Raw genomic sequence first — 2,008 nt, 5'->3', positions numbered from 1 at the left:
CGACGAGGCCGACCCGCGCTGGGGCAAGCATTGGGCCACCGATGACGGGCTGTGATCAGGCGCGGTCCCAGGGCGGCGTGCCGCGGAAGACCTCGGCCAGGAAGTCGACCATCACCCGGACCTTGGCGCTGAGGTGGCGACGGCTGGGATAGACCGCCAGCACGTCGATGTCGGGCATGCGGTGGCCGGGCAGCAGCGGCACCAGCCGGCCCTGCCGCAAATCGTCGCCGATCAGGAAGGTCGGCTGCCAGATGACGCCGAGGCCGGCCAGGGCCGGCTGGTGCCGCTGCTGCCGGGTTATCGCATGGCGGATATCGATGTATCAGCGGTCTATCCCAGCCGCCGCTATCTCGGCGCCAAGGTCCGGGTGATGATCGACTTCCTGGCCGAATCCTTCAGCGGCACCCCGCCCTGGGACCGCGCCTGATCACAGCCCGTCATCCGCGGCCCAGTGCCGGCCCCAGCGCGGGTCGGCCTCGTCGCGCACATCCTGGAAGCGGATATCGGCCGACAGCCGCATGATGCCGCCGGGATCCTCGTTCATGGTCGCGGCGTGGATCGTGTACGGGCTGTGCAGCACCACGTCGCCGGCGGCGTAATCGGCGGCCAGCCAGCGGGTGCCGAACCGCTCGGCCATGTCGGGCAAGTTCTTCGAGATCCAGCCGGTCGCGGTCATGTTGCGGTTGTAGGCGCTGATCCGCTCCTCCGGCGACAGCTCGGCATTCTTCAGCGCGAACTCCGCCTCCATCGTTCGGCCCAGCCGATGCGAGCCTTCGAGGTACAAGAGGCCGCCCATATGCACCGCGATATCGCCGATCGGGATCCAGGCCGTCACCAGCCGGTCGGTGCCGGCGCGCAGATAGATCAAATCGTAATGCGCGCCGGTGGCGGCGGGGTCGCCGGGCCGGGTGAAGCGCAGGATCTTGCGCCGGTGCAGGGTACTCATGCCGCCGGTCAGCCGGTCGATGAAGCGCCACAGCTCCGGCATCAGGCAGAAGGATTCGAAGGCGGCCGACCGCACCAGCTCCATCATCCGGCCGCGCGAGGCCGGGTCGGGCGGGGTGTCGGCGGCGCGGCCCTCGGCCGGGTCCGATCCGTCGGCCAGCAACCCGAACTCGCTGAACTGCGCGAAGACGTGGCGGCGGAACTCCAGCACCGCCGGGCGCGGCAGCAGCGACCGCAGCCAGAGATAGCCGTCGGCCTCGTAACGCGCCCGCAGCGCTTCCAGCGGTTCGGCCGGATCGCTCGGCGTCAGCCAGCCCAGCCGCGCCGGGCTGCAATCCAGCGCATGGCCGTTCGATGTCAGCGCCGCCGGCAACGCCACGTCATGTCCCATGCCGATGTCCCCGCTCATGGATCACCGGAGTATGCCCGTGGCCGGCCCTGATGTCTCCGGGGCCCGAACGGGTCAGGCGCCGACGGTGGTGACGAGGGTCTCGACCACGCCGACATCGTCGAATTCGGCCCGGGCCCGGGTGCCGGGCGGCACGCTGTGGACGCCGGTGGTCATGCCGGTCAGCACCCAGCTGCCGGCCGGCAGCGACCGGCCGCGGCGGGCGAGATGCTCGACCAGGAAGGCGAGGGCGGCGAGGGGGCCACCGGCGACGCGGGCGGCGCTGCCCTCGCCGATCACCGTGCCGTCGACCCGCATCCGCACGGTCCAGCCGTCGGGCGTGCGGCTGTCCCAATCCGGGATCTCGGGCCCGATCACCAGCCCGGCATTGTTGCCGAAATCGCTGGCCACGGCGCCGGGGCCGAGATCGTTCAGCGTCGCCAGCGGGCTGCCCGCGATCTCCATGCCGCCATGCACCGATCCCACGAAGGGCCGCAGTTCCTCCGCGCTGTAGGCCCGGGCCTCGGTTGGCAGGTCGCGGCCGATCCGCAGCACGAATTCGGCCTCGACCGCGCCGAAGCCGCCAGGGATCACCGGCGTCTCCACCGGCCCTTGCCGGGCATCGCGGACATTGCGGGCGAAGATCGGGCCGGCCAGCCGCGGCGCGTCGTAGCG

4 protein-coding genes are annotated in these 2,008 nt (G+C 71.4%); 1 reads left to right on the top strand and 3 read right to left on the bottom strand.

Features of this window, described 5'->3' with window-relative positions; translation table 11 throughout:
- Nucleotides 1-55: 55 nt before the first annotated feature.
- Nucleotides 56-220 (bottom strand): LysR substrate-binding domain-containing protein, encoded by a 165-nt coding sequence (locus AC3XYG_RS31620; RefSeq protein ID WP_489143858.1) that lies wholly within the window; start codon nt 218-220, stop codon nt 56-58.
- Between AC3XYG_RS31620 and AC3XYG_RS31615 the strand changes: the two genes are divergently transcribed.
- A complete protein-coding gene (locus AC3XYG_RS31615; RefSeq protein ID WP_489143859.1) occupies nt 182-427 on the top strand; it encodes a hypothetical protein in 246 nt (81 codons plus the stop codon). The genes AC3XYG_RS31620 and AC3XYG_RS31615 overlap by 39 nt on opposite strands.
- On the opposite strand, the gene AC3XYG_RS31610 is transcribed toward AC3XYG_RS31615, so the two are convergent.
- Together AC3XYG_RS31610 and AC3XYG_RS31605 are read right to left on the bottom strand one after the other, a co-directional pair.
- Nucleotides 428-1,336, bottom strand: coding sequence for a phytanoyl-CoA dioxygenase family protein (locus AC3XYG_RS31610; RefSeq protein WP_489143857.1), 909 nt, complete (start codon nt 1,334-1,336; stop codon nt 428-430).
- A 72-nt stretch (nt 1,337-1,408) separates the two neighbouring features.
- Nucleotides 1,409-2,008, bottom strand: a 600-nt coding sequence (locus AC3XYG_RS31605) for a 2-keto-4-pentenoate hydratase (RefSeq protein WP_489143856.1), incomplete at its 5' end; no start/stop codon positions are given.

Source organism: Inquilinus sp. (assembly GCF_057815775.1).
This window is presented reverse-complemented; position numbering and strand designations above follow the sequence as displayed.